Annotated in this window: 29 protein-coding genes and 1 pseudogene; 14 read left to right on the forward strand and 16 right to left on the reverse strand. The window is 64.6% G+C overall.

Features of this window, described 5'->3' with window-relative positions; translation table 11 throughout:
- Positions 1-3 precede the first annotated feature (3 nt).
- The gene (locus HAP41_RS29705; protein WP_166094311.1) at positions 4-1,392 is read right to left on the reverse strand and encodes a class II 3-deoxy-7-phosphoheptulonate synthase; all 1,389 of its coding nucleotides are present in this window, start codon (positions 1,390-1,392) and stop codon (positions 4-6) included.
- A 182-nt stretch (positions 1,393-1,574) separates the two neighbouring features.
- Between HAP41_RS29705 and HAP41_RS29710 the strand changes: the two genes are divergently transcribed.
- On the forward strand, positions 1,575-2,471 hold the full coding sequence (locus HAP41_RS29710; protein WP_166094302.1) for an alpha/beta hydrolase family protein: 897 nt from the start codon (positions 1,575-1,577) through the stop codon (positions 2,469-2,471).
- A 2-nt stretch (positions 2,472-2,473) separates the two neighbouring features.
- On the opposite strand, the gene HAP41_RS29715 is transcribed toward HAP41_RS29710, so the two are convergent.
- Both HAP41_RS29715 and HAP41_RS29720 read right to left on the reverse strand, forming a co-directional pair.
- The gene (locus tag HAP41_RS29715; RefSeq protein WP_166094296.1) at positions 2,474-3,784 is read right to left on the reverse strand and encodes an ATP-binding protein; all 1,311 of its coding nucleotides are present in this window, start codon (positions 3,782-3,784) and stop codon (positions 2,474-2,476) included.
- Complete coding sequence (locus HAP41_RS29720; protein ID WP_321576374.1) at positions 3,781-4,413, reverse strand: response regulator transcription factor; 633 nt, start codon at positions 4,411-4,413, stop codon at positions 3,781-3,783. The genes HAP41_RS29715 and HAP41_RS29720 overlap by 4 nt, the downstream gene beginning before the upstream one ends.
- Positions 4,414-4,668: 255 nt before the next feature.
- On the opposite strand from HAP41_RS29720, the pseudogene HAP41_RS29725 reads away from it, so the two are divergent.
- The 3 genes and pseudogenes from HAP41_RS29725 (at position 4,669) to HAP41_RS29735 (ending at position 6,738) form a co-directional block, all read left to right on the forward strand.
- Positions 4,669-5,417 (forward strand): annotated as a pseudogene (locus HAP41_RS29725) (COG4705 family protein).
- Positions 5,418-5,475: 58 nt separating this feature from the next.
- Positions 5,476-5,877, forward strand: coding sequence for a hypothetical protein (locus HAP41_RS29730; RefSeq protein ID WP_175618063.1), 402 nt, complete (start codon positions 5,476-5,478; stop codon positions 5,875-5,877).
- A gap of 69 nt (positions 5,878-5,946) precedes the next feature.
- Complete coding sequence (locus tag HAP41_RS29735) at positions 5,947-6,738, forward strand: COG4705 family protein (RefSeq protein WP_166094266.1); 792 nt, start codon at positions 5,947-5,949, stop codon at positions 6,736-6,738.
- An 11-nt stretch (positions 6,739-6,749) separates the two neighbouring features.
- Here HAP41_RS29735 and HAP41_RS29740 read toward each other — a convergent pair whose 3' ends face one another.
- Together HAP41_RS29740 and HAP41_RS29745 are read right to left on the reverse strand one after the other, a co-directional pair.
- Entirely contained in the window at positions 6,750-7,013 is a 264-nt protein-coding gene (locus HAP41_RS29740; protein WP_166094259.1) for a hypothetical protein, read from the reverse strand.
- Between the two features lie 187 nt (positions 7,014-7,200).
- Positions 7,201-8,685 (reverse strand): aldehyde dehydrogenase family protein, encoded by a 1,485-nt coding sequence (locus tag HAP41_RS29745; RefSeq protein WP_166094254.1) that lies wholly within the window; start codon positions 8,683-8,685, stop codon positions 7,201-7,203.
- A gap of 112 nt (positions 8,686-8,797) precedes the next feature.
- Between HAP41_RS29745 and HAP41_RS29750 the strand changes: the two genes are divergently transcribed.
- Entirely contained in the window at positions 8,798-9,880 is a 1,083-nt protein-coding gene (locus HAP41_RS29750; protein ID WP_166094249.1) for a substrate-binding domain-containing protein, read from the forward strand.
- Positions 9,881-10,006: 126 nt separating this feature from the next.
- Here HAP41_RS29750 and HAP41_RS29755 read toward each other — a convergent pair whose 3' ends face one another.
- Positions 10,007-10,798 carry a response regulator transcription factor gene (locus HAP41_RS29755; protein ID WP_135214413.1) on the reverse strand — a complete coding sequence of 264 codons (792 nt, stop codon included), beginning with the start codon at positions 10,796-10,798 and terminating at the stop codon, positions 10,007-10,009.
- Between the two features lie 365 nt (positions 10,799-11,163).
- The gene (locus HAP41_RS29760) at positions 11,164-12,507 is read right to left on the reverse strand and encodes an IS1380 family transposase (protein ID WP_166065068.1); all 1,344 of its coding nucleotides are present in this window, start codon (positions 12,505-12,507) and stop codon (positions 11,164-11,166) included.
- 337 nt (positions 12,508-12,844) lie between these two features.
- On the opposite strand from HAP41_RS29760, the gene HAP41_RS29765 reads away from it, so the two are divergent.
- The 6 genes from HAP41_RS29765 (at position 12,845) to HAP41_RS29790 (ending at position 17,819) form a co-directional block, all read left to right on the forward strand.
- The gene (locus HAP41_RS29765; RefSeq protein WP_063986456.1) at positions 12,845-14,077 is read left to right on the forward strand and encodes an acyl-CoA dehydrogenase family protein; all 1,233 of its coding nucleotides are present in this window, start codon (positions 12,845-12,847) and stop codon (positions 14,075-14,077) included.
- Between the two features lie 28 nt (positions 14,078-14,105).
- A complete protein-coding gene (locus HAP41_RS29770; protein WP_084795173.1) occupies positions 14,106-14,654 on the forward strand; it encodes an NAD(P)H-dependent oxidoreductase in 549 nt (182 codons plus the stop codon).
- Between the two features lie 42 nt (positions 14,655-14,696).
- On the forward strand, positions 14,697-15,497 hold the full coding sequence (locus HAP41_RS29775; RefSeq protein ID WP_166094233.1) for an alpha/beta fold hydrolase: 801 nt from the start codon (positions 14,697-14,699) through the stop codon (positions 15,495-15,497).
- A gap of 26 nt (positions 15,498-15,523) precedes the next feature.
- Positions 15,524-15,967 carry a cupin domain-containing protein gene (locus HAP41_RS29780; protein ID WP_166094226.1) on the forward strand — a complete coding sequence of 148 codons (444 nt, stop codon included), beginning with the start codon at positions 15,524-15,526 and terminating at the stop codon, positions 15,965-15,967.
- A gap of 118 nt (positions 15,968-16,085) precedes the next feature.
- Entirely contained in the window at positions 16,086-17,297 is a 1,212-nt protein-coding gene (locus tag HAP41_RS29785) for an MFS transporter (protein ID WP_166094212.1), read from the forward strand.
- A 147-nt stretch (positions 17,298-17,444) separates the two neighbouring features.
- A complete protein-coding gene (locus HAP41_RS29790) occupies positions 17,445-17,819 on the forward strand; it encodes a winged helix-turn-helix domain-containing protein (RefSeq protein WP_085404847.1) in 375 nt (124 codons plus the stop codon).
- 28 nt (positions 17,820-17,847) lie between these two features.
- Here HAP41_RS29790 and HAP41_RS29795 read toward each other — a convergent pair whose 3' ends face one another.
- Together HAP41_RS29795 and HAP41_RS29800 are read right to left on the reverse strand one after the other, a co-directional pair.
- A complete protein-coding gene (locus tag HAP41_RS29795; protein WP_166094206.1) occupies positions 17,848-18,834 on the reverse strand; it encodes a cysteine synthase A in 987 nt (328 codons plus the stop codon).
- Between the two features lie 156 nt (positions 18,835-18,990).
- A complete protein-coding gene (locus HAP41_RS29800) occupies positions 18,991-19,368 on the reverse strand; it encodes a hypothetical protein (RefSeq protein WP_028159380.1) in 378 nt (125 codons plus the stop codon).
- A gap of 183 nt (positions 19,369-19,551) precedes the next feature.
- On the opposite strand from HAP41_RS29800, the gene HAP41_RS29805 reads away from it, so the two are divergent.
- Complete coding sequence (locus HAP41_RS29805; RefSeq protein ID WP_071915151.1) at positions 19,552-20,961, forward strand: aldehyde dehydrogenase family protein; 1,410 nt, start codon at positions 19,552-19,554, stop codon at positions 20,959-20,961.
- 68 nt (positions 20,962-21,029) lie between these two features.
- Entirely contained in the window at positions 21,030-21,590 is a 561-nt protein-coding gene (locus tag HAP41_RS29810) for a DUF2478 domain-containing protein (protein ID WP_166094200.1), read from the forward strand.
- Between the two features lie 191 nt (positions 21,591-21,781).
- Here HAP41_RS29810 and HAP41_RS29815 read toward each other — a convergent pair whose 3' ends face one another.
- Both HAP41_RS29815 and HAP41_RS29820 read right to left on the reverse strand, forming a co-directional pair.
- On the reverse strand, positions 21,782-22,105 hold the full coding sequence (locus tag HAP41_RS29815; RefSeq protein WP_224580703.1) for a hypothetical protein: 324 nt from the start codon (positions 22,103-22,105) through the stop codon (positions 21,782-21,784).
- 265 nt (positions 22,106-22,370) lie between these two features.
- Positions 22,371-22,514, reverse strand: coding sequence for a hypothetical protein (locus HAP41_RS29820; RefSeq protein ID WP_224581070.1), 144 nt, complete (start codon positions 22,512-22,514; stop codon positions 22,371-22,373).
- Here HAP41_RS29820 and HAP41_RS29825 point away from each other — a divergent pair.
- Positions 22,509-22,736: a helix-turn-helix domain-containing protein gene (locus tag HAP41_RS29825; protein ID WP_248577124.1), complete on the forward strand. Its 228-nt coding sequence runs from the start codon at positions 22,509-22,511 to the stop codon at positions 22,734-22,736. The two genes, HAP41_RS29820 and HAP41_RS29825, sit on opposite strands and share 6 nt — an antisense overlap.
- Positions 22,737-22,752: 16 nt before the next feature.
- On the opposite strand, the gene HAP41_RS29830 is transcribed toward HAP41_RS29825, so the two are convergent.
- The 5 genes from HAP41_RS29830 to HAP41_RS29850 form a co-directional block, all read right to left on the reverse strand.
- On the reverse strand, positions 22,753-23,337 hold the full coding sequence (locus HAP41_RS29830; RefSeq protein ID WP_071915153.1) for a TIGR00645 family protein: 585 nt from the start codon (positions 23,335-23,337) through the stop codon (positions 22,753-22,755).
- A gap of 34 nt (positions 23,338-23,371) precedes the next feature.
- The gene (locus tag HAP41_RS29835; protein WP_063984006.1) at positions 23,372-24,007 is read right to left on the reverse strand and encodes a TerC family protein; all 636 of its coding nucleotides are present in this window, start codon (positions 24,005-24,007) and stop codon (positions 23,372-23,374) included.
- On the reverse strand, positions 24,007-24,366 hold the full coding sequence (locus HAP41_RS29840) for a hypothetical protein (protein ID WP_166094195.1): 360 nt from the start codon (positions 24,364-24,366) through the stop codon (positions 24,007-24,009). Before HAP41_RS29840 ends, HAP41_RS29835 begins: the two co-directional genes overlap by 1 nt.
- Positions 24,367-24,368: 2 nt before the next feature.
- Positions 24,369-24,842, reverse strand: a complete 474-nt coding sequence (locus HAP41_RS29845; protein ID WP_166094191.1) for a TerB family tellurite resistance protein — start codon at positions 24,840-24,842, stop codon at positions 24,369-24,371.
- Positions 24,843-25,287: 445 nt separating this feature from the next.
- Positions 25,288-25,668: a nuclear transport factor 2 family protein gene (locus HAP41_RS29850; protein WP_166094188.1), complete on the reverse strand. Its 381-nt coding sequence runs from the start codon at positions 25,666-25,668 to the stop codon at positions 25,288-25,290.
- Positions 25,669-25,784: the final 116 nt, after the last annotated feature.

A 25,784-nucleotide genomic window follows, 5' to 3' on the forward strand; every position in this document is an offset into this window, starting at 1 on the left:
GTGTTAGAGCCCCGCGGCGACCGGCATCGGCCTGGCCTTGCCGGCGCGTTCCTGTTTGAGGAGCTCCGCGATCAGGAAAGCCATGTCGATCGATTGCTCGGCATTGAGGCGGGGATCGCAGACCGTGTGGTAGCGGTCGTTGAGATCCTCGTCGGTGATCGCGCGGGCGCCGCCGATACACTCGGTGACGTCCTGGCCGGTCATCTCCAGATGCACGCCGCCGGCGTGCGTGCCTTCCGCCGCGTGGATCGTGAAGAACGACTTCACCTCCGACAGGACGCGGTCGAACGGGCGTGTCTTGTAGCCCGACGTCGAGGTGATGGTGTTGCCGTGCATGGGATCGCACGACCAGACCACAACCCTGCCCTCGCGCTTCACGGCGCGGATCAGTCCCGGCAGATGGTCGGCGACCTTGTCGGAGCCAAAGCGGTTGATCAGCGTCAGCCGGCCCGGCTCGTTGTCAGGGTTGAGCACGTCGATCAGCTTCAAGAGCTCGTCGGGCTTGAGCGACGGGCCGCACTTCAGGCCGATCGGGTTCTTGATGCCGCGGAAATATTCGACATGGCCGTGATCGAGCTGACGGGTGCGGTCGCCGATCCAGATCATGTGGCCCGAGGTCGCGTACCAGTCGCCGGTGGTGGAATCGACGCGGGTCATGGCCTGCTCGTAGCCGAGCAGCAGCGCTTCGTGGCTGGTGTAGAAATCGGTGGAGCGCAGCTCGGGATGGGCCTCGAGATCGAGGCCACAGGCGCGCATGAAATTGAGCGCGTCCGAGATGCGGTCGGCCAGCTCCTTGTAGCGGCGGGACTGCGGGCTATCCTTGAGGAAGCCGAGCATCCACTCATGCACGCTGCCGAGATTGGCGTAACCACCGGTCGCGAACGCACGCAGCAGGTTCAGCGTCGCGGCCGACTGGCGATAGGCCATAAGCTGGCGCTGCGGATCCGGCACGCGCGCTTCCTTGGTGAAGGCGATGTCGTTGACGATGTCGCCGCGATAGCTCGGCAGCTCGACGCCATCAATCTTCTCGGTCGGCGACGACCGCGGTTTTGCGAACTGGCCGGCAATGCGGCCAACCTTCACCACCGGCACCGCGCCGGCATAGGTCAGCACCACCGCCATCTGCAGCAGCACCCGGAAGAAATCGCGGATGTTGTTGGCGCCGTGCTCGGCAAAGCTCTCGGCGCAATCGCCGCCCTGGAGCAGGAAGGCCTCGCCGGCCGCAACGCGCCCCAGCGACTTCTTCAGATTGCGCGCCTCACCCGCGAACACCAGCGGCGGAAAGGTCGCAAGCTGCGCCTCCACGTCGGCCAAGGCCTTGGCGTCGGGATAATCGGGCACCTGTAGCACCGGCTTGCTGCGCCAGGACTCGGGCGTCCACCGCTCGGACATCGCAATCTCTCCGTGAAGTAAAAAAGCACAACCTGATCTGTGGGTTGCGAGGGCCGCCTTATACACAGCCCGGTCCCCCGCCGCCAGTTGTAAATCCATTTCGCACTGCAAACCCTTGCGGGGAAAGCCGAATTCGCATTTGCTGAGGGCTGGCAAGGAAACCGGCAGGACATCGGCTGCCCATGGACGCGGCGCGCGACGACGTTTTCATCGACGAGATCACCTTCCCGGCGACGGACGGGTATCCGCTGGCAGGCACCCTCTTCCTGCCGCGCGGCACCAAACGCCATGCCGTGCTGATCAACTCCGCCACCGCCGTCCCGCGAAAAATCTATCGCGGCTTTGCCTCCTACCTCGCCCATCGCGGCTGCGCGGTCCTGACCTACGATTATCGCGGCATCGGCGATTCCCGGCAGCCGGCGATGGTCGGCTACAACCAGCCGAAATCTCTGGTCGGATTCAAGGCCTCGATGTCGGACTGGGCCGCGCAGGACGTCACCGCCGCGGTGCGCTGGATGCGCGAGCGCTACACCACCCTGCCGCTCGCCTATGTCGGCCACTCCTTCGGCGGCCAGGCGCTGGGGCTGATCGACAACAACAGCGACATTTCACGCGCCGCGTTCGTGGCCTCGCAGGCCGCGACCTGGCAACTGATGGCGTCGCCGGAAAAATATCGCGTCTACGCCTTCATGAATTTCGTCGGCGTGCCGCTCGTCCACGCGCTCGGCTACGCCCCGGCCTGGGCCGGCATCGGCGAGGATCTGCCCAAGGGCGTCTTCCTGCAATGGGCCGACTGGGTCTCCAGCCCGCGCTATCTGTTCGACTCCAAATTGCCGGCGCTGGAGAACTTCGCAAAATTCAAGGGCGAACTACGCGCACTCTGCTTCTCCGACGATCCCTGGGCAACGCGGCCCGCGGTCGAGCTGCTCGCGAGCGGCTTCTCCGCGATCAAGCCGGAGGTGCTGACGGTGAAGCCGTCCGACGTCGGCGCCAAGGCGATCGGCCATTTCGGCTTCTTCCGCCCCGAGCACCGCGACACGCTGTGGCGCGGCGTGGCGGAATGGATCCAGGGGGAGTGACATTACGCGGCCGCCGCGGGCAGCTTGATGACGATCCGCAATCCGCTTCGTTCGCCCTCCGTGATGTTCGCAGCGTCGATCGATCCCCCAAGTCGATCGACAATCCGCTTGACGATCGAGAGGCCTAGACCGACGCCCTCTCCTTCCGGCCGCTGCCCACGGAAGAACGGCTCGAATATCCGGCCGATCTCTTCGGGGGACACGCCCGGCCCATTGTCCTCGATCCGAAGCACAGCCACGGCACCGTCCCGGTAAATCGCCACATCGATCCTGCCGCCCGCCGGCGTGAAACGGAGCGCGTTATCGAGAAGATTGCGGATCATGGCTGCGAGCATGACCGGCTCGCCGCGCACCGGAACAGACTCGGCCCGTTCGAAACCGAGATCGACGCCGCGACTGATGGCCTCCCGCAACAGATCGGCGATGACGCTCTTCGCCGCGTGATCGAGCTCCACAACCTCCCATTGCTCGCAATCGGTGGACGCAGCGTCGTGTCGTGCCAGCGCAAGCAACTGCTCCAGAAGATGCTTGCTGCGACTCATGCCCTGACGAAGCGCTGCAAGGCGCTCGCGCGCGGCCGGCGGCAGTTCGACGTGATCGAGATTCTCAGCCTGTACGCTCAACGCCGTCAGCGGTGTGCGCAGTTCGTGCGCGGCGTCCGCGATAAACCTTCGCTGCTGCCCTATCATCTCGTGCATGCGCTGCAACAGGCCGTTGATGGAAGACACGAACGGATTCAGTTCGCTTGGGAGGTCGCGCAGCGGCAACGCCGTCATGTCATCCGCACGCCGTGCGTTGAGTTCGTCCGCCAGCCGGACCATGGGCCGAAGCGATCCGGCAATGACAAAGGCGATCACCAGCATCAGGCAAGGGATCAGCGCGGCGATCGGAAGCACGGTGCGGAGCGCCATGTCACTTGCGATCTCATCCCTGACACCCGTGCTCTGGGCCACGGCAAACCGGCTGCCGTCGGATCGCGTCCTCAGCACCACCCGGACCGGCTTTCCCTGTCGCGTTGCATCGCGCATCCCATCCTGAAGCCGCCACAACTGGCGCTCCTCGGGTGCGCCTTGCGGCGCCCTGCCCAGCTCCATCAGCCAGACTTCGGAGTTTTCATCGACCCCATGGGGGTCCTGAGCTCCGGTGAAGCCACCGCTCTGAACGAGGCCCGCGATCTGGATCAGCACGGAGTCCTGCGTCTCGATCGCCTCATCGAATGCCCACCGGTGTGCGAAGACGCCTCCGATGAGGCCGGTCACCAGCACGATCGTCGTCAAGCTGATGAACAGCCGGCCGCGCAGCGAGTTGATCATGGCGCGCGATCCACCATCCATCCCATCCCGCGCACGTTGCGGATCGCCTCCGTGCCGAGCTTCTTGCGGATGGTGTGGATCAGGAATTCGACCGCGTTGCTTTCGACCTCCTCGTTCCAGCCGTAAAGCTGTCGCTCGAGCTCGCTCCGCGACAGGATGGTGCCGGGGCGCGTCAACAAAGCCTGGAGCAGCGCGAACTCGCGCGCGGTCAGGAGGGCCGTTTGGCCACACAGCGAAGCCTCGCGGGTCGCAGGATCGAGACTGAGCCTGCCGTTACCAAGCACAGCGGGCGCACCGCTGCCCTCGCGGCGAAGCACCGCCCGCATCCGCGCCAGCAATTCACGTATCTCGAACGGCTTGACCAGATAATCGTCGGCGCCGAGATCGAGGCCTTCGATCCTGTGATCGACGCCATCCCGCGCGGTGACGATAATGACCGGGCACCTGCAGCCATTCGCGCGCAACTGCCGCAGGATATCCCGACCGTCCGCGTTCGGCAGGCCGAGATCGAGCAGCAGGACTTCGTAGGATTCGCTCGCGGCGGCAAGCAGCGCGCTCTCGCCGTCTCTCACCCAGTCGACGGCGTAAGCAGCATCCTTCAGCGCCTGCTCGACGGCGGCTCCAACCATCCTGTCGTCTTCGATCAGCAGTACCCGCAAAGCTCGATCCTCGAAAGCCGGGCCATCCGGCCGTCAAAATCATGACAGTTCCGACTTAGCGCAGAGTTAGGGAGCGCCAGCAGGCCCAAAATGCGGCGAAGGCCGCCCCGCATTGAAAATTCTCGTCCCTAAGCCCGGCCTAAGTCGCCTGCGCGACGGTCTCGCATCGCTTCGGCTTTGGGAGATTTGGGCGTGTCGCAATATTCAGGTTTTGGCGCAAGACGGATGCTGAACAAGGTTCCGGAGGTCACGGCGATCTTCTGGGCCATCAAGATTCTCTCGACCACGGTTGGCGAGACCGGCGCCGACTATCTCGCGGTGCATGTCGGCCTAGGCGCCAGCCTGACCGCGATCTGCATGAGCGGCCTGCTGGTCGCTGCACTGCTGCTGCAACTGAACCGCCGCGTCTACGTGCCCTGGATCTACTGGCTGACCGTCGTTCTCGTCAGTATCGTCGGCACGCAGCTCACGGATCTCCTGACCGACAAGCTCGAGATCAGCCTCTACATCAGCACAGCGGCGTTCGCTTGCGCGCTCGCCGCGACCTTTGCGGTCTGGTACGGCGTCGAGCGCACGCTGTCGATCCACAGCATCGTGACGACGCGGCGCGAGCTGTTTTATTGGACGGCCATCCTCTTCACCTTCGCGCTCGGCACGGCCGCAGGCGATCTTGCCACCGAAGCACTTGGTCTCGGTTTCCAGCTCGGCGTCGCCGCCTTCGGCGTGCTGATCGCGGCGGTGATGATGGCCTATTACTTCGGCGCCAATCCCGTCCTCACCTTCTGGCTTGCCACATCCTGACCCGTCCGCTTGGCGCCTCGCTCGGCGATCTGCTCTCGCAATCGCGCGAGTACGGCGGCATCGGCCTCGGCACGATCCAGACCAGCATCGCCTTCCTGACCGTGATCGTCGGCCTTGTCGCCTGGGTGGCCTTCGAGGGCGACGGCAGGCGTCGCGCCGATCCGGCGCAATAGCTTCAACCGCGAAATCCCGCTCTCTGCATGAAGCAGGAGCTCCACCAGGAGAAACCACATGATGAAACTGATTTCCGCCGTCGCCGTCTGCCTCGTGACGACCTTCGCAGGCGAGCCGCGCATTCATGCGACCCAGCACTTCACCTTCGTGCCGCTCGCGGAAGCCGCGACCGCAAAGCTCGGCGATCTCACGCCGTTCCGGAGCATCGTGGTCGACGTCGCCGCGCTGATCGACAAGGGCGACCTCCCCGCCGCCAAGACAAGGATCAAGGACCTCGAGACCAAATGGGACGAGGCCGAAGCCGGATTGAAGCCGCGCGCGGCAGCCGATTGGCACACCGTCGACAAGGCGATCGACCGCGCGCTGGAGGCGCTGCGCGCGGCCGCGCCGGATGCGGCGAAGTGCAAACAGGCGGTCGCTGATCTGCTCGCGGCCATGGATACCGCCGCGAAGTCCTGACGCCTCTGCGCGCCATCATCCCGTCAGCCGCGGATCCCGGTCCGCGGCTGACGCAGCAACGAGGACACCATGGAAGATCAGACCAAAAGCAATATCACCAGCGAGAGCAAGGTCCCCGAGGTCACGCTCGGTTTCTGGATCATCAAGATCGCCGCCACCACGCTCGGCGAGACCGGCGGTGACACCGTCACCATGACGCTGAACTGGGGCTATCTGGCCGGGGCCTGCCTGTTCCTCGCGGCCATGATCGTGCTGGTCGCGGCGCAGGTCTGCGCGCGCAAATTCCATCCGGCACTGTATTGGGCCACCATCGTCGCATCGACCACCTTCGGCACCACGATGGCCGACTTCGCCGACCGCTCGCTCGGCATCGGCTATACCGGCGGCTCGACGCTGCTGCTCACTTGTCTCGTGCTGGTGCTCGGCCTCTGGTATCGCGCCGAGGGAACGATCTCGGTCAACAGCGTCAGCACACCGCGCGTTGAGGCGTTCTATTGGGGCGCGATCACCTTTTCACAAACACTGGGTACTGCGCTCGGCGACTGGATCGCGGATACCGGGGATATGGGCTATCGCGGTGGCGCACTGATCTTCGCGGCCGGACTCGCCGTTATCGCAGCACTTTACTTCTGGACGCGCGTCTCACGCGTCACGCTGTTCTGGGCCGCCTTCATCTTGACGCGTCCGCTGGGTGCGACCGTCGGCGACTTTCTCGACAAGCCGCTCGACCACGGCGGCCTGGCGCTGAGCCGGCCGCTGGCCTCGGTCGTGATCGCAGCTTTTATGCTGGTGTGCCTGCTGCTGCTCCCGCAACGCGCGGGGCAGCATCCCGGCGACGCCCCGACGCCGGAGCAAGCCTGAATGGCCGAACGTTAGCGAATGATCGTCGTCAGAGACGAGTAGCGCCGGTTCGGCTTGGCCTCGCCCGGCGCAAACTGCGCGAAGGCCTCGCTGACGCGGACCGCCGGCGGCGTGTCGCTGGCGAAGTGGAATTCCTTCGGCCGCGGCGCGTAGAAGCTGGCGCTGTAATAGGCGTCGACGAAACGCGCCTCGCCGACGCCAAACAATGCGTCGCAGACGAACAGGAGCGCGTAGACTCCCGCAACCGCCGCAACGATCTCCCTGAGAACAGACATGTCGATGCCCCAACCTTTTGCAGGCAGGATGCACGCCGGCTCCAAAGTGGAGGTTTAAGGCAGCAGCCTTCTTGTCCGCAGGGTTTGCCGCCGCTGAGCGGAATGCAGACAATTTTATCGATGTCGAAAAGGGAGCCCGCCTGACCGGATGATCAGGCGGGCCCAGGATTGGCCGATCGGGAGGTTATCAGACGGCCAGATTCATCCAGACAGCCTTGGGCTCGGTGAAATTGTCGAGCGCGGCGGTGCCGTGCTCACGGCCGAGGCCGGAGTCGCGCTCGCCGCCCCATGGCAGGCGCACGTCGGTGTAGCCATAGGTGTTCATCCAGACCGTGCCCGCACGCGCCCGCTTGGCGAAGCGCTGGAGCTTGCCGATGTCGCGGCTCCAGACGCCGGCCGCGAGGCTGTAGGCCGTGCCGTTGGCGATCCTGAGCGCGTAGGCCTCGTCCTTGAACTTGATGACGCTGACAACGGGGCCAAAGATCTCCTCCTGCGAGATCCGCATCTCGTGCGCGACGCCTGCGAACACCGCGGGGCTGATGAAATAGCCGCGATCTCCGACTTTCTCGCCGCCGGTGACGAGGGTCGCCCCCTCCTTTTGGCCGATGTCGACATAGTCGAGGATCGACTTCATCTGCTTCTCGGAGATGACGGGGCCGAGCACCGTCTTGCGATCGAGCGGATCGCCGATCCTGAGCGACTTTGCGCGCGCCGCGAGACGCTCGACGACCTCGTCATAAGCCTTCTCCTGCACCAGCACGCGGGAGCCGGCCGAGCACACCTGGCCGGCATTGAAGAAGATGCCTGAGGCCGCAGCCTTGGACGCCGCTTCGAGATCGGCATCGTCAAAGATGACGTTGGCCGACTTGCCGCCGAGCTCGAGCGAGACGCGCTTGAAGTTGCTGGCCGCGCCCTTCATGATTCCGCGGCCGACGCCGGGCGAACCGGTGAAGGTGACCTTGTCAACGTCAGGATGATTGACCAGCGCGTCGCCGACGACCCGGCCCGGACCGGTGACAACGTTGAAGACGCCCGCCGGCAGGCCCGCCTCGAGCGCGAGCTCGGCGATGCGCAGCGCCGACAGCGAGGTCAGCTCGGCCGGCTTCATCACGATGGTGCAGCCGCAGGCCAGCGCCGGCGCGAGCTTCCACATGCCGATCATCAGCGGGAAATTCCACGGCACGATCGCCGCGACCACGCCGACCGGCTCACGCACGGTATAAGTCAACGCATCGTCACGTACCGGCACGACGTCGCCGCTGATCTTGTCGGCCCAGCCGGCGTAGTAGATCAGCGTGTCGACGGCGGCCGGAAAATCCTGGCGCGTCGTCGCTGAGATCGGCTTGCCGGCATCGATCGACTCGAGTTCGATGATTTCTTCCGCGTGTGCCTTAAGCAGATCCGCCCAGCGCAGCAGGATCTGGCCGCGCTCCGAGGCGCGCATCGTACGCCACGGGCCTTCGAACGCGCGCCGCGCGGCGGCGACCGCATGCTCGACATCGGCCTCGCCGCCTTCGGCGACGACGGCGATGACCTGCCCGGTGGCGGGATTGAGGGATTTGAAGGTACGGCCGGAGCTGGCGGGGACGCGGCGGCCGTCGATGAGCAGATGCTGCGGCCGGGCCATGAATTCGGTGGCCGGAGAGTGCGCAAAGTCATATGCAACGGACATCATATTTCTCCTGTTCTGGTATACCAGACTAGGCGCCTATCGGCCGGAGTAAATATGATATGGTTTGCAAATGGACGTCCCATATATGAAGCGAAGTTCATAAGGAAGACCCATGCTTCAGATCGAGATCGAGGCTGTCTGGCGGTTTCGCCGGGAAGGCAATCCGCGCACCGTGGTGGTGATGCTCGGCGTGCTCAACGAAATCCGGAAGACCGGGAAGATCACGAGTGCGGCCAGCGATGCGCACCTGTCCTACCGGCACGTCTGGAATCTGATCGAGCAATGGTCGGAGTTCTTCGGAACCCCTCTGGTCGAAACCCAGCGCGGCAGAGGCTCGAAACTCACGCCATTCGGCGAGCGGTTGGTGTGGGCCGGCGAGCGCATGCAGGCCCGGCTCGGGCCGCAGCTCGAAAACCTGGCACAGGAGCTGGCGAGCGAGATCAAGCCGTTCCTCGAACAGCGCCCTTCGGTGATCCGCGTTCATGCCAGCCACGGCTTTGCCGTGGCAAAGCTGCGCGAATTCCTCGACCGCGAGCCCGGCATCGGCGTCGACCTGCGCTATGTCAGCAACCAGCATTCGCTGGTCGCGCTGGCGCAGGGCGCCTGCGATCTCTCGGGCCTGCATCTGCCGCACGGCGCGTTGCGGGCCCAGGGCATCAAGGCTGCGCGCGAATGGCTCGACCCGCGCGAGGATCGCATCATCAGTTTCGTCACGCGCGAGATGGGGCTGATGGTCGCGCGCAGCAATCCGCTGCGCATCGCTTCGCTTCAAGACCTCACCGGACCAAAAGTCCGCTTCGTCAACCGCGACCATGATTCCGGCACGCGGCTGTTGTTCGACCAGCTGCTTGCCGCGAACGGCATCGACGAGAGCAAGATCAACGGCGCGCAGCAGATCGAGTTCACACACGCGGCCGTCGCGGCCTATGTCGCGAGCGGCATGGCGGATGCGAGTTTTGGTGTCGAGGCGGCCGCCCGCCACTTCGGCCTCGATTTCATCCGCATCCTCACCGAGGATTATTTCTTCGTCTGCAAGCGCGCCTTCCTCGATACCGGGCCGATGCAGCGCATCCTGGAGATCATGCGTAGCGCCGATTTCCGCGCCGCCGTCGCCACCCTGCCCGGCTACGTGCCGTCGGATACCGGCAACGTAACCGGCGTGAAAGCGTTTCTGGAGCTGCACGCCGTGCGATGATGCTCGGCTCGGCGACGATCTCACGTCCGGCCGCTGGGACGCGCGGTACGGGCACTATCGGCAGCGTCCGACCTTCGTCGGTTCGCTCAAGCTGATCGTCAACCACATCTGCCCCGGCGCGGCACCTTATTGCCGAGCGCTCGGACTCAGCAGGCAAGCCGCAAGCTCGGTGCGGTTGTGCACGCCGAAGCGTCGGCACAGGTTCGCGACGTGCTCCTTCACGGTCTGATCGGAAATCCCCATCTCGCGGGCGATTTCCTTGTTGGTCTGGCCGCGGCAGACCCGGATCGCGACGTCCGCGGACCGTGGCGGAAGCGATGCCGAGAGCGTCGCCACCGGCGTCGTTGCCGGCTCGGGGACCCGGATTGCGGCAGGATGGGCGTCGATCGCGCCCGCGTTCGTCATGTTGGTCAAAGCGAGCGAGCCGGCCCGACACAGCATCTCCATGCGCTGCCGCGACCGCATCGTGTAGGGCGCGTCCGTATCGGTCGTCGCCGTAAACAGCACGCCGACGATCTTCTGCCCGCACCACAACGGGCCGCCCATGTTGTATGCAAAGCCCCACTCGTGCAGCATCTCGAAGGACGGACTGTGCCGCCATTGCTGCGGACCGATCACCGTTTCGCCGTCGACCGCGCGGCCTTGGGTCATGATGCAGTCGAGCACGGGGTCGCGCTTCCAGAAGCCGGCCCTGTAATTGTCGAGCAGGCCTTCTGCGACGTGCCGGCTGTAGACCAGTTCCGGTTCGAGCCCGTCGAGCAAATAGAGGCCGACGGTCGGCGATCCCGTCAATTCCGTGATCGCCGAGCAGCAGGCAATGCCAAGCGCGCGCACCGAGCGGCTCTCGGCGATGGACATCAGCCGATCTGCGAGCTGGCGCTCGGGCAGACCATCCAAATGCTCCTGCTCGGCTCTCACCGCCACTCCTCGCGCGAACGCGCGGTGCCCTCGGACACACGCGCGTCATTGCCGATTGTTATAGGCTTAAAATTTCTGCCTCGCCTGACCTTTGGTCAAGCGAAAAGAAGCGGCAAAACACTGCTCTCCCGGCCCAGCTTTGCGGCAGAGCAGCATGGCCAACACCCCCCATGATGGGGGATTGCTGCTTTGGCCGCCTCATCTCTAGCCCGATCTATTCACGAGAGCACGGTCGTTCTTGACGTCTGACTGGGGCTGGCGGCTGGCGTGGGTGACCGTCCGGCCTTTTGTCACCGGGTTCTACATCAAGCTGTTTTGTACGCGTTGGAGGAGTGGGGCGGGTGAGCGGGCGCAGGCCCGGTCGGTTACGGGCCGAGCGGGAGCAGCGCGCCGGGCAAGCTGCGGAAGAGGTCGGCTTCGGGGCATGCCGCGGCGAACGCAAGGCGAATGCGGCTCGCGGTTTCGACGACCCGGGCTGCGATTTTCAAGAGACGAAGACGCAGCGTCGCGAACTCGGCGGCGGCCAATTCCCGGACTTTGGGAATGGCGCCGCGCACGGTAAGCATCAACCAATAAGCGGCGGTGTGGAGAACGAGACGGACCTGGTTGGCGAGCGCCGAACGGCAACTGGTGCGATCGGAGGCGAGCTGCGTCTTATGCAGCTTGATCAGATTTTCGGCTTGGCCGCGCGCGCAATACAGGCTGTCGTAGATCCACTCGGCCGAGCCGACATCGAGGCTGGTGACGACGAAGCGGATGTCGAGGCCGAGCATCGTCGCCTCAATACGGGCGACAGTGCGCCGTTCGTGATCCCAGGACTTTGCCTTGTGGCGCGTCTCGGTATAGCCGCGCAGAACAGGCAGGTTCTCGATGGCGCGTCGCGTGCGAATGTCGTCGGCGACCTCGTCGACTTTTCTGGCGAGAGGCTTGGTACCGGACAGACCGAAGATGTAGTCGATGCCGTTGTTCTCGCACCACGTCATGGCCTCCGGCCGAGCATAGTGCCCGTCGCCACGGAACGTAATTCGCGTCTTGTGCCACCGCGTCCGGATATGCCGTATCAGGCGGCGCAGATGGGCACGCACCTCGACGCCGCCCGGCGTCTTGCCGGGCCGCAGCACGACCGCCACGGGCCGGCTCTTCTCCGTGTCGTAGACGTGGATCGGCAGGAAGCAGCGTTCGTCATAATGAGCGTTGAACAGCGAGAGCTGCTGATGGCCGTGGACGACATCGCAGGTATCATCGATGTCGAGCGTGACGGATGCCGGCTCGCGCGGGTAGCTATCCATCCATGCGTCGACCAAAGTGTAGGTCAGTCGGATCACGTCGCGCAGGCGCGGAGCATTCTCCAGACGCGACAGCGTCGGTTGGGAACACAGATCGCGACCGCTGTCCGGCAGCCGTCCGCAGGCCAGCTTGAATGCGGGATCGGACCGCAGATGATCGAGGTCGTCGGCGTCCTCGTAGCCGCAGCAGATCGCGAACATGCGCGCGCGGAACATATCGACAAGGCTGTGCACGACCCGCGTCGGATCGCGCCGATCCGGGAACACCCGGGCCAAATTGTCGGCCAAACCGAGACGCCGCTCGGCCATCGCCAGAAGCATCACGCCCCCATTCGAGGTTAGGCGTCCACCATCGAAGGCAGCTGTGACTTTCTTGGCGTGAACGGCTGGAAACGAGAAGGGCAGAATCGTATCATCGGTCATGGCGGGCGTGGCGTTCGCGGTTGAGGTGATGGGGTTGGCTTCGCAACCGAATCCTACGCCGCATCAGCGCTTTACACCACGCTCGCCAGCCTCTCAGGCGCCCTCTCGCGAATAAGGCGGGCTAGCATCCCAGCCATCGGGATCGCGTAACGACGTTCGCGCGGTTCCGACGGGGACATCTCGACACCAACGCGAGCCGTTCGTCGCGCGCACCAACAGTCTTTGGCGCGTGTGGGCGGAGTCTTGCCCGCGACCGGCGTCTGTTCCGCCCGACCCAGATCTTCGCGTGCAGCAGCGTTGCGCGAAGAACCAACAGCCCGACGTGGAGACACCGACCATGAGCCCTTCCGTGCAACTCGCCGTAAAGCCTTCCGCGACCCCGACGGTGGCCGAGTTCCATGCGCGCCTCGACGCGCTGCTACCGCTGGTCGAATCCAGGGCCGCGGAGGCTGAGACACAGGGCTATCTGACTGACGACGTGGTAGCGGCGCTGCGCAAGGCCGGCATCTACACCATGCTGTTCCCGAAGGAGGTCGGCGGCGCCGAGCTTCTGCCTTACGACGCCATGACCGTGATCGAGCGGCTCGCTTACGCACACGCCTCCGCCGGCTGGTGCGCCATCGGCAACAACATGGAAGGCACGACGCTCGCCATCTACATCGAGGACGAAGGCATCAAGAAAGTCTTCGCGGGCGGGCCCGACATTACGATTGCCGGCAACGGCGTGCCGCGCGGCTTCGCCCGACCGGTCGATGGCGGTTACATGATCCGCGGTAACTGGGCCTATGGCAGCGGCATTCAGCACGCCGAGTGGGTCCATTCAGGCTGCTTCGTCACCGACGCATCCGGCAAGGACATGGTGTTCGGCCCGAACGGCCAGCCCAAGATCGTCGTCACCCACCATCCGCGCGCGACCATCAAGTTGATGGGCAATTGGGACGTGCTCGGCCTGCGCGCGACGGGAAGTTTCGACTACACTTTGAGCGAGGGCGACGAGTTGTTCGTGCCCACGCACATGACCTACGATTTTGACATTGGCGCGCCGCGCCGAGGTGGTGTGCAGGGTGCACTGGGACTGGCGGGCTACAGCGCCTGGGCGCATTCCGCCTGGGCCGTCGGTGTCGGCCGCCGCATGCTCGACGAACTCGTCAAGGTGATCGTCCAGCGCCAGGATCCATTCGGCAAGTCGCGCGACAGCGCGAGCTTCAAGTTCCAGTTTGCGCAGGCTGAAGCTCGTTTCCGCGCAGCACGTGCGTTGGTCCACGAAACCTGGAAGGACGTCTCGGAGACTTGTGCCGGCGGTGAAAGTCCGTCGCTGGAGCAGATGACGATGATCAAGCTGTCATTGCGCCACGTCCACGACGTTCTGTCGGATGTCGCCACCTTCGCGCATCGCGCCGCGCGCGGCGCCTCGCTGCACAACACGCCGATGCAGCGGTTCTATCGCGACATCCATTCGGGCACGCAGCACATCCTGATGGCCGACCAGATCGTCGAAGAGTGCGGCCGTGCGCTGCTCGGCCTCCCCGGCCCTGGTGCGCAATGGACGGTCTTCGGGGTGACGGGCTGAGCAAGCGACCAGACACGAGGGCGTCGAGGTGAGGACATCCCGCATCGTTGGCTTCTGCGGCAATAGTTGGCGCCCGGCGAAGTCGCGCATGCTGGTGGAAGCCGTCGCCGCCGATCTTCAGGCGCAGCATGGACTGAAGACCACCGTCCTCGACCTTGTCGACGCCGGTTGCGGCATCGCCGGCTTCACCCGGACTGCACTCGATGACAACGCGCGCGCCGTCGTCGAGGCCATCGAACAAGCCGACGGTCTCGTGATCGGATGCCCGGTGTTCCAGGGCTCTTATCCCGGATTGTTCAAGCACGTATTCGACTTGATCGAACCCAGCGTGCTGCGCAACCGCCCGGTGCTGTTGACCGCGGTCGGCGGCGGCCTGCGCCACTCGCTGGTGGTCGAGCACCAGCTCCGCCCGCTGTTCGGCTTCTTCGAAGCCTGCACCGTTTCGACGGCGATCTACTCCAGCAGCGGCGAGATCGTACCGGGCGAGCCGCTCGCACCAATGACGGCCGCGCGGCTCGCCAACGCCGTCGAACAATTCGCCTCACTTCTCAGCGGTCGCCAGGAAGCCGCCGCATGACTCACCAACGCCCGGCTCTGCCGCCTTCAACCGGAGACGACCATGCTTGATACCGTCAAACCCTCACCCGATCTCACCGGCTTCTCCCGCGCGGAACATACGATCAACGGCGTGCGGACCGTCGTTCACAGCATCGGAAGCGGCCCCGTGCTGGTGTTCCTGCACGGCACCGGCACCTTCACCGGCTTCGAGATGGCGCGCGATTGGGCGAAGCGGCACACGGTCATCATCCCCTATCATGCGGGCTTTGGCGATTCCGGCGACTCCGAGACGATCGACACCGTCGAGGATCACGTCCTTCACTACATGGATCTGTTCGACAAGCTTGGCCTTGAGCAGTTCGACCTCGCCGGGTTCTCGCTCGGCGGATGGCTTGCCGCGGAGTTCGCGATCCGTCAGCCGCATCGGGTCCGCAAGCTGGTGCTGGTTGCGCCCGCCGGTCTTGTGGTCGGAAGCGCGCCTGCGCCCGGATTGTTCGAGATCGCACCGCAAGAACTGCCAGCCTATCTCGCGCACGATCCGGCCGCGGCGCTCCGTTACTTTCCCAAGGCGCCCGATCCGGCCTTCGACGCCCGGCTTGGACGCGAGGTCACGGGCTTTGCCAAGCTGATCCGCAGCGAACCGCAGGGCAATCCCAAGCTCGCGCACTGGCTGCATCGAATCACGATGCCGACGCTGGTGCTATGGGGGGCCGCAGATCGTTTGCGCCCGACCGCCCAGGCAGATGCCTGGAAAGCAGGGCTCCCCAACGCACGCGTGACGCTGGTGCCGGCGACCGGTCATCTCGTGTTCGAGGAAACGCCATCTTCCGCACACTTCGTCACCGATTTTCTCGCCGATTGATCCCGCACACAACAGAGGACACCACCATGATCGAGATGCCTCCGGGCGTGACCCCTGCCAAAGAAGGCTTTGGCAACGTCATCTGGAACATTCTGGGCCAGACCTACACGCTGAAGCAGCATTCCGAGGCGTCGATGGCCTGGCATGCCGTGTTTCCAGATGGCACCTTCGTGCCGCCGCACGTGCATCCGACCCAGGATGAATTCGTCTATGTGCTGAGCGGCCGCTACGACCTCTGGCTCGACGGCAAGGACTTTGTCGCCAAGGCCGGCGACCTCGTCCGCATGCCCAAGGGCATCCCCCACGGCATTTTCAACAAGTCGGGTGAAACCGCCACCAGCCTGTTCTGGGTCGCACCGACGCGGTCGCTGAAAGAGCTGTTCGAGCGCATCCACAATCTCGCCGATCCGCAGGAGGTCGTGCGACGTGCCGCCGAACACGAGGTCAACTTCCTGCCGCCGCCCGCCTGAGGCCACGCCGATTCCGTCGACACGCAAACCGCGAGAACCGATGATGACCATGCTGACAACAACTTGGACGTCCATCTCCGAGAACGACCGCCGTCGGATAGCCCGGTGGCAAAAAGGCATGCTGGCGCTCGCCATCCTCTGCGAGATCTTTCTCGCCGCCGACTGGTATGCCTTCGCGGCCGTACTGCCCTTCGTCTCCGAGAGCCTCAAGCTCAATCCCGCCGAGGCCGGGCTTGCGCAAGGCATCTTTGCGCTGACCTACGGTATCGGCATGGTCGTGTGGTCTCCGGTCAGCCGGTCGATGACGGCGCGCAACATGCTGCTGATCGGGCTTGCGGGCACTGGTATAGGCATGGTGCTCCAGGTGTTCGTACAAAGCTACACACAGCTCGTGATGCTCCGGCTCGTGATCGGCTTCTTCGACGCCGGCATCTTCATCGGCAACATGAAGCTGATCTTTGGCTGGTTTCCGCAAAGTCGGCGTGGCTCGGTGGTAGGCATCATCCTCGCCGCCTACAGCCTCGCCATCACCATGGATTTCGCGCTCGGCATTCCCCTGACGATTGCGACCGGTTGGCGGACCTTCTTCGCCGTGCTGGCAATCGGCACGCTGCTCGTTGCAGCCGTCGACGCACTCGTCGTCCGCAACGATCCGCGCGAGCTCGGTATCGACGGTTTCACCTGGGGCAACGAAACACCGCAGGAGCACCTGCCGCTCGGCGAGATCTTCCGCTCGAAATGGATCGCGGTCGGCGGCTTCGGCATCGTGGCCTGCACCTTCGCGATCGCCGGCACCGCAACCTGGGTGGTGCCGGCCTTCATCACAGTACAGCACATGCCGCCGGAAGCCGGCGCTGTCATCGGCACCGTCATGGGGTTGTCGCAGGTGCTATTCCTGGTGATTGGCGGCTACATGTCCGATCGGCTCGGCAAGCCCTTCATGATCAAACTCACCGCATGTCTCGCTTTCCTGACCGCGCTGATGTTCCTGTGGAGCGTGGTCACACCGATGTCGTTCTCGATGCTGGTGCTGTTTGCAGCACTCAGCGGTATCGCGCTTCTCGGCGGCGGCGCTATCTTCGCCCTGCTCAGCGAAAAATACTCCGACGCGCTCGCACCGGCCGCGATTGGATACGCCGAGGTATTTGGCATCTTCTCGGCCTTCGTGGCGCCCTGGATGATGGGCGCCATCATCAACGCCTCGGCCGGCTCGTTCACCGGCGCCTTCATTGCTTTCGCGGTGGTCGAGCTCATCATCGTCGGCCTTTTGATGATCCTCGCCCGCGAGGACGTCAGTCAGGGCGCGGTGGTCGGAAGCCCCGCGGAATAAGATGCAGCGATCAAGGGCACGGGGCTGAAGCCCGTGCTCTGGGGACCTCGACAAAAGGTCCATCTTCTGGGAAATCAGGCGCCCTCACCTTGTCCGCGGCGGGCAAGAGTGGCAATCTCGCATGCAAGTGCCCCAAGAGACCCCGTCATGCCGCGCGCGAGCGCCAAATCGCTTCCCCAGCTCAGTCTGCGCATCGACCTCGATGGCGAGGATCGGATCGGGCCCGGCAAGATCGAGCTTTTGGAGCAGATCCGCGAGCAAGGCTCGATCTCGGCGGCCGGCCGCGCCATGGACATGTCCTACAAGCGTGCCTGGGATCTCGTGGACGAGATCAACCGCATTTGCGGACATCCCGCGGTCGAGCCGCAGGCCGGCGGCAAGAACGGCGGCGGCGCGATGCTCACTCCCTTCGGCGAAAAGCTTGTCGCGCGCTACCGCAAGATCGAACGCGACGCCGCCCGCGCCGTGCACAAGGAGCTGGAAGCGCTCAAGAGCGACATCGGCCGTTCGCGGAAATCGTGAACGGACGGGCGCGCATCCTGGCGGCTCGCTATCGCATCCAGCGTGGCAGGGGCAGATTTTTCTTGCGCAGGAATTCCGGGTTGAACAGCTTGGATTGATAGCGCTGTCCGCCATCCGCGAGGATGGTCACGATGGTTTTGCCTGGACCGAGGTCGCGCGCAAGTCGCATGGCTCCAACGATATTGATCGCGCTTGAGCCCCCCAGCACCAGTCCTTCATGCTCGATCAGGTCGAACAGAACGAGCAGCGCTTCCTCGTCCGTAATCTGATATGCCGCATCGATGGGCGTGCCTTCCAGGTTCCTGGTGACACGGACTTGCCCGATCCCTTCGGTGATGGAGTCTCCTTCCGTCGTGAGCTCGCCTTTGGTGAACCAATTATAGAGCGCGGCCCCCATGGGATCGCTGAGCGCGATCTTGATGCCGGGATTTCGCTCCTTGAGGGCCCGCGCGATCCCACCCAAGGTACCGCCGCTCCCGACGGCACATGTGAAGCCGTCGATTCTTCCAGCCGTCTGCTGCCAAATCTCAGGACCGGTCGTGCGATAGTGGCCCTCCCGATTGGCGACGTTATCGAACTGATTGGCCCAGAAAGCACCGAGCTCCTCGGCGAGCTGACCGGAATAGCGCGCGTAATGACCCGGATTGGAATAGGGTACGGCCGGCACCAGGCGCAGGTCGGCACCGCACAGCCGCAACATGTCCTTCTTCTCCTGACTTTGCGTGTCAGGCATCACCATCACGCTTCGATAGCCGCGTGCATTCGCCACGAGCGCTATGCCGATTCCGACATTGCCGGCCGTTCCTTCGACGATGACGCCTCCCGGCCCAAGCTTGCCGCATCGTTCGGCATCGTCGATCATGGCCAGCGCCGCGCGATCCTTGATCGAGCCGCCGGGATTGAGAAATTCGGCCTTGCCATAGATCTCGCAACCCGTGGCCTCCGACGGCATTCGCAGCCTGATCAATGGCGTGTTGCCGATAGCGTCCAGGAAACCCGTTCGAACATCGCTCATCGCTTGCCACCTCTACCCGCCCGCAACTTTAGGCTGGCGAACAGGCAAAGCGATTCTCTAGTTCAGGCGACGCGTGCAACATTTCCGGCGCTCGACCGGCCCAAGCGGCAATTTCATTCTTAGGCGGTGTTTTGTTTGCGCCTTTGGCCCAAGCCGCTAGTTCGGCCGCACCGACATTTCCGGCATCGGCTGGGTCAGCGCTTCGCCGAGCAGGCTCTGCTCGGCTTTCGGGATCGAGAAGCGCACCTTGAAGCCGTCCTCGGTTTGAAGCGTAATGATGCGCTGGGTCGTATCGGTCGCCTGCTCGATCGCCCAGGACGCCAGCGGATAGGCGTAGCGCAGGCTCTGGTCGCCGTAGCGGGCCTTCAGCGCCGCCTCGAGCAGCCCGGGCAGCGTCATGATGAGGGCGCCGACCTGGTTGAGCGAGACGCTGACCGCGGCCGGGTTGCCCGCCAGATCCTCGAAGCCCAGCGAGATCGCGCCGCCGTCGGACGCCACCTCGCAGGTCGTGAGCTGCCTCACCTTGATTTCCATCGTCAGTCCCGGAACGCGGTTCGCTATATTCATCACGATATATCGATATGTCCACCCGCGTCCAGCCCTGCTTTTCTGGAATTGATCGAACCGGCCGCCATGGTCGGCCCGGCGAAGTCGTGATATATAGTTCGATATAACAAGGCCCCGAACGGCCCGTTTCTGCAAGGGAGCGCAAAGCCAATGAGTGACTACAATCTTCTCATCGACGGCAAGATGGTGCCCGGCGACCAGACCATGCCGGTTCTCAATCCCGCGACCGAAGAGGTGCTGGCGCAGTGCCCGCGTGCCTCGAAGGCGCAGCTTGATGCCGCCGTCGCCGCGGCGAAGGCCGCCTTCCCGGCCTGGGCCGCGACCCCGATGGCGGAACGCCGCAAGCTCGTGAACAGGATGGCCGACGTCATCGAGGCCAATTCGGGCGAGCTCGCCCACATCCTCACCAGCGAGCAAGGCAAGCCGCTCGGCGACGCCACCGGCGAAGTCCTCGGCATGGCCGCGTTCTTCCGCTACCTCAGCTCGCTCGAATTGCCGATGAAGGTGATCGAGGATTCCGGCGACCGCAAGGTGGAAGCCTATCGCCGCCCGCTCGGCGTCGTCGGTGCCATCATTCCCTGGAACTATCCGCTGCTCATCCTCAGCTTCAAGCTGCCGTCGGCGCTGCTCGCGGGCAACACGCTGGTGGTGAAGCCGGCGCCGACCACGCCGCTCGCGACCCTGCGCTTCGCCGAGCTGATCAAGGACGTCCTGCCGAAGGGCGTTCTCAACTTCATCACCGACGCCAACGATCTCGGCGGCGAGATGACCAAGCATCCTGATATCCGCAAGATCTCGTTCACCGGCTCCTCCGCCACGGGGCAGAAGGTGATGGCGAGCGCGGCGCAGACGCTCAAGCGCATCACGCTCGAGCTCGGCGGCAACGACGCCGGCATCGTGCTCGACGATGTCGACCCGAAGAAGGTCGCTCCCGGCATCTTCGAGGGCGCGTTCCAGAACTCCGGCCAGGTCTGCCTCGCCATCAAGCGGCTCTACGTCCACGAGTCCGTCTATGACGAGCTCTGCAACGAACTGGTCGCGATCGCCAAGAGCACGGTGGTCGACGACGGCGCCAAGCAGGGCACCAAGCTCGGACCGCTACAGAACAAGATGCAGTACGAGAAGGTGAAGACGTTCCTCGAGGACGCGCGCAAGAACGGCAAGGTGGTCGCCGGCGGTTCGGCGATGGACCGTCCCGGCTATTTCATCGAGCCGACCATCGTGCGCGACATCCAGGAAGGCTCGAAACTGGTCGACGAGGAGCAGTTCGGCCCGGTGCTGCCGCTGATCAAGTACTCCGACAAGAACGACGCGATCCGCCGCGCCAACGCCACCACCTACGGCCTCGGCGCGTCGGTCTGGTCGTCCGACATCAAGCGCGCGCACGAGGTCGCAACGCAGCTCGAGTCTGGCACGGTCTGGATCAACAAGCACCTCGACATGGCCCCGCACATCCCGTTCGGCGGCGCCAAGCAGTCGGGCATCGGTACAGAGTTCGCCGAGGAAGGCCTCGCCGAATTCACCCAGCTCCAGATCATCAACGGCCCGCCGGCGGCCTAATCCGACATCCGGGGCCGCGGCAAAACCGCCGCGGCCCCGTTCTCTTTGCGACGAAGCAGAGGCCAACCATGTTCGACGCGCAATGCGACCTCGCCGCCCTCGTCTACGAGGCGCATCAGGACCCCGACGCGGTCCTGCGCAGCTTTGCGGCGGATCTGAATGCGCGTGGCTGTCGCGTCGTCGGCATGGTTCAGGCCGGCCAATGCGCGGATTCGAGCCTGTCGGCCGTGCTGCTTCACAGCGGCGAGACGCTTCCGCTCGCGCAGGATTTCGATCCGGCCGCGCGCGGCTGCCGTCTCGATCTCGCGCGGCTGCAAAATGCGGGGATGCGGATCGCGGACGCCCTCTCGCATGGCGCCGATCTCGTCATCATCAACCGCTTCGGCAAGCGCGAACGCGACGGCAAGGGCCTGTCCCATCTGATTGGACGCGCGCTCGGCGCCAACATTCCCGTGGTGATCGCGGTTGGCAGAGACCATTTCGCCGACTGGATCAAGTTCGCCGGCGGCATGAGCGTCAGGCTCGGCTGCGAGCGCGACGCGCTGGAGGCGTGGTGGCGGAGCATCTCCACAAGCAACGCGCGGCTTGACGTCGGATCACATCCTACGGTGTGCGAAATTCTGAAGTGAACGATCTGAGCCTGCCGGGCTCGCGTACTTGTCCGTGGAGTCCTCACAACATCGCGCCGACTTCCCCTGTCGCCGCCGCGCAGGCAGTAGTTTCCCGGAATATGGCCGACGGTCGGGCCTCTGATACGCTTGTGCGGATTCAACCCGCTCACCCCGACATGCCCTGGGATCCCGAAATGCCGGTACGTCGGCTAAAGCCATCGCGCGTCCTCGGCGTCGAGCGCTTCTCGGACTTCGACGAATTTCGCGCCAACGAGGTGCTCGGTCTCGGCACCAGCACGCCGCTCCGTCCGCGGGAATTCTCGCTGTCTCGCGCCATCCTGCCGCTCCGCGACGGGCTCTTCGTGCTCCAGCGCTCCTTTGCACGGCGGTTTGAGGCCGAGATCGGCACGGACAACGGCGTCGGCCTCGTTGTTCCCCTCACCTTTCACTCCATCGCCAATGGCCGCGAGGTCGATAGTTCGATGATCGCCGTCATGCGCGGCAAAGCCCCCGTCAAGGCGATCGAGCATCACCCCAACACTTACCTGATGCTGCGCTTCAACTCGGACATGCGCCATCGCGGCTGGGCGGATTTCGACACCGGCCTCTCCTATGTCCGCACGCAGGACGAGCCGATGACGCGCCTGCGCGCGGCTATCGTGGAGATGTTCTCGCTGGCGTCGGCATGCCAACGATCCCCGGCAATTCGAGGCGCTCTACCGCCCGATCCAGGAAACGCTGCTCGCCGGCCTCGACGCCACCCTGCTGCCGGCAGGCGCACGCAGCGCCCGCCCCGGTTCATTCGACAAGCACCGCAAGCTGATCGCGCATCTCGACGACGTCGTTGCGCTGTTCGGCAGCAAGCCGCTCTACAGCGACGACCTCGCCGCCGCGCTCGGCGTGTCCGTGCGCACGCTCCAGGTCGCGACGCACGCGGTGCACGGCGTGAGCCTGCACCACTATCTGCGCCTCAAACGGTTGTGGGCCGTTCGCGTCCAGCTCATGACCGGGGGCGATGGCTTGACCGTCAAGGCCGCCGCGCTCGGCAACGGCTTCTGGCACCTGGGCGACTTCTCCAGGAGCTACAGACTGGTCTTCGGCGAAGCGCCGTCCGAGACGCTGGCACGCGGACGGCGTCCGTTGCATCTGGCGATCGGCGCCTGAGAGAGCGGATTGCCCCTCAGGCGTGACCGTTCTCCTTGCGGTGCCCGCTCTCGCTGATGCGGTCGACCCAGGCGATACCGATTGCGGAAATGATGAAGGTCAGGTGGATCAGCACCTGCCACATCACCCCGGACTCGGTGAAATTGCTGCGCGTGGTGCCGAGATTGCCGGCCTCGATGAAGGTCCTGAGCAGCGAGATCGAGGAAATGCCGATGATCGCCATCGCGAGCTTGATCTTCAGCACGCTGGCATTGACGTGGCTCAGCCATTCCGGCTCGTCCGGATGACCGTTCAGGTTCAGGCGCGAGACGAAGGTCTCGTAGCCGCCGACGATCACCATGACCAGCAGGTTCGAGATCATGACGACGTCGATCAATCCGAGCACGACCAGCATGATCTGCTGCTCGCTGGCGTCGAACGAGTGCGCGACCAGGTGCCAGAGCTCTTTCAGGAACAGCAGCACATAGACGCCCTGCGCGACGATGAGGCCGACATAGAGCGGCACCTGCAGCCAGCGCGAGCCGAAGATGAGTTGGGCGAATGGGCCGATTTTCGGTCGCGGCCCGGCGTGCGCCGAAGGTGCTTTGGGTTCAGGCGTCATGGATCACTCCGGATTGCAGGCAGGAATTGTCGCCTCAGAGACTCGCGATGACGGGCGCGAGCTCGAGCGAACCGCGATAGATCATCTCGAAGGCGACGTAAACGATGATGGCGAGACCGACATAGGCGATCCAGCGCTGCTTCTGCAACACCCGGCCGAGCAGGTCGGCGGCGACGCCCATCATCGCGACCGACAGCAACAGTCCGAACGCGAGGATGTAGGGATGCTCGCGCGCGGCGCCTGCGACCGCGAGCACGTTGTCCAGCGACATCGAGACGTCGGCGGCGACAATCTGCAACGCCGCCTGCCCGAAGGTCTTGCGCGACGCCGGTGCGCTGCCCGCGCTGCCGCCATGGCTCAACGAGAGCTCGGTGTGCGCGGACTGCTCGCGCAGCTCGCGCCACATCTTCCAGCACACCCACAGCAGCAGCACGCCGCCGGCGAGCAGCAGGCCGATCACCTGCAGGAGCTGGGTCGCGACGCCGGCGAAGACGATGCGCAAGGCTGTGGCGGCGACGATGCCGACGATAATGGCGCGGCGGCGCTGCTCGGCCGGCAGGCCGGCGGCGGCAAGGCCGATGACGACGGCATTGTCGCCGGCCAGCACGAGGTCGATCAGGATGACCTGGAGCAGCGCGGTCAGCGCGTCGGCGGTGATGAATTCAGTCATTATTGATCATTTTTCGATGCGGAGGGATCGAGCCATTGCGGCTTCTTCCGCTCGACCCAATCCAGGACCCTGGAGCGCGAGGCGCGCAACGCCGGGACGTCTTCGGCGAGCAGTGCGAGGCCGAGCGGCAGCATCCAGACTCCAAGCACCGGCAGGAAGGAGAGCACGCCGCCAACGATGAGCAGCGCGCCCGAAGGGATCCTCACCCAGCGGCTGGACGGTTTGAGCAGATAGGCGACAGTGTCGCCCATGCGCGGCGGCAGGCGGCGGACGAGCTTGTCGAGACGCGGGTCGCCACCGGCCATCTGGCCGGTGGTGACCAGGTTTCCTGTCGTCCGCTCGTCCGATGCTGTGCTCATGCTCACTCCTGCGCGGCGACGCGCCGTTCAACGCCTGCGCTGCCCGGCGCTACCGGCTTTGCGCGCGGCAGCACCAGCGTCAGCAGGCGTAACAGCTTGATCGCCTGCACTTCATGGGGATGCACGTCCTCGTCCGCAGCCGCGACGCGCTCCGATAGTTCCATCAGATGTGCCGACAGCGGCAGGTCCGAGACCGGACGCAACGTGTCGATCACCACATTGGCAAAGTCGGGCTCCTCGAGCCGTTCCGCCAGTTCGTCGAATATCGCAAACAGCCGGTCGTCACTCATGTGCGGCGCCAGTCCGCGATCCCTGATGAAGCGGATCACCTCGTCGCGCTCGACCGGCGAAACGCGCCGGTCGGCGACGGCGACGAGCGCGCCGGCGATCACCAACGCGACCGCGGCCTGCTCGTTCAGCCTGGACGGTTCCGTGATCTCGATTTCGATCGGATTGGAAGTGGCGGCGTCGGACATCGTAGCTCCCTTACGTTGCGAAATGACCGCGCGGGGCTGCGATGGGGACGATTGAGTCGGAGAGAACTCGAGAAGGCCCGACGATCGGCCGATCCATCGCATTCGCGCGGGACAGGTCATCCGACATCGCGAGGTTTTGCCGACATTGTCGGCGTCCTCGCCAGAGGGGCCCGGATTCTTGTTCGCTTCAGAGATAAAGATAGGTGGGCCGGAATCAAGGCAACCGGAATGCGACCAGCCGCCGCATCGGGTTCCATGTCGGTGGATTTGGTTAACCAGCGATGCACGTGTCCCGGACGCGCTGCTGCGCTCTTCGCGTTGCTACGCCGAGCCGGGACCCAGAAGGCCACGCATTCCGCCGCAATATGGGCCCCGGCTCAGCAGTGCACCGCCGAAGAGGCGCTGCGCTGCGTCCGGGGCACGAGACCGCCGTTTGACGCGCAACTTACCTCACGACCTCGACAAGATGCGCGCGCGACGGTGCGGGATCGAACCTCTCGCCGAAATACTGTGTCTCGTGCGCCACCAGTCCTTCGCGGAATTCCATGATGCTGACGACATAGGACGGCACGCCGTCGTAGGTCAGCACGAACTCGCTCACCCAGAGATCGCCGCCGCCGACGATCCGGCGGACCGTGAAGCGCTTCTTGTTGGGCTGCACGAACCGGCTTTCCTGAATCGTCCTGCGGCCGCGGATGCGCTCGCCGGACTGCGGATAGTCGAGCACGGCGTCCCCGCGGTAGATGTCGTGCTCGGCCTCGAAATCATTCGCGTCCGACGCAGCCCAATGGCGCTGAAGGGCCGCCAGTATCGCCTGATCATCCATCGCGCTCTCCCGTCTTGCGGTGTCTGCCCCCAGATCGGGACGCAGACAGCCGGCGACAAGACCGGCTAGCAACGTCTAACAACGACTAACGGGCCAAAATTCCGACATGGATGCAG

The sequence above is a fragment of the Bradyrhizobium barranii subsp. apii genome, assembly GCF_011516635.5.
GTDB lineage: Bacteria > Pseudomonadota > Alphaproteobacteria > Rhizobiales > Xanthobacteraceae > Bradyrhizobium > Bradyrhizobium barranii.